At 61.1% G+C, this 905-nt stretch carries 1 pseudogene; it reads right to left on the reverse strand.

The window, feature by feature from the left end:
- Positions 1–905 (reverse strand): annotated as a pseudogene (gene katA / locus HMPREF2914_RS01235) (catalase KatA); the annotation flags it as partial.

Genomic DNA, 905 nt, shown 5'->3' on the forward strand with positions numbered 1-905 from the left:
GTGAAAGCGGCCTGCTCGACCTCGGCGAAGTAGTTGTCCGGGTTACGGTTCAGCTCGAAGAAGCCCACTTCGATCAACGGGTAGTCACCGTGGGGCCAGACCTTGGTCAGGTCGAACGGGTTGTAGCGATAGGTGGCCGCTTCCTTCTCGGGCATGATCTGCACGTACATCTTCCAGCGCGGGAAGTCGCCTTTCTCGATGCTCTCGTACAAGTCGCGCTGCGAACTCTCGCGGTCCTGGGCGATCACTTCGGCGGCCTCGGCGTTGGTCAGGTTCTCGATGCCCTGTTGGGTCTTGAAGTGGAACTTGACCCAGAAGCGCTCGTTGTTCGCATTGATGAAACTGAAGGTATGGCTGCCGAAACCATGGATGTGCCGATAGCTCTTCGGCAGGCCGCGGTCGCTGAAGTCGATGGTCAACTGATGCAGCGACTCGGGGAGGTGAGAGAAAAAGTCCCACTTGAAGGTCGCATTGCGCAGGTTGGTGCGCGGGTCACGCTTCACCACGTGGTTGAGATCGGGGAACTTGAGCGGGTCGCGCAGATAGAACACCGGGGTGTTGTTGCCGACCAGGTCCCAGTTGCCCTGCTCGGTGTAGAAACGCATGGAGAAGCCGCGGATGTCGCGCTCGGCATCCGCCGCGCCGCGCTCACCGGCGACGGTGGAGAAGCGCAGGAACATATCGGTCTTCTTGCCGACCTGGGAGAAGATCTTCGCCCGGGTGTAGGGGGTGATGTCATGGGTGACGGTGAAGGTGCCATAGGCCGCGGAGCCTTTCGCATGCATGCGGCGCTCGGGGATCACTTCGCGATCGAAGTGGGCGAGCTTCTCGAGGAACCACACGTCCTGCAGCAACATCGGGCCACGCGGACCGGCGGTCTGCACGTTCTGGTTATCGACCACCGG

Origin of the sequence: Pseudomonas sp. HMSC067G02 (assembly GCF_001813485.1) — a bacterium.
Classification (GTDB): domain Bacteria; phylum Pseudomonadota; class Gammaproteobacteria; order Pseudomonadales; family Pseudomonadaceae; genus Pseudomonas; species Pseudomonas aeruginosa.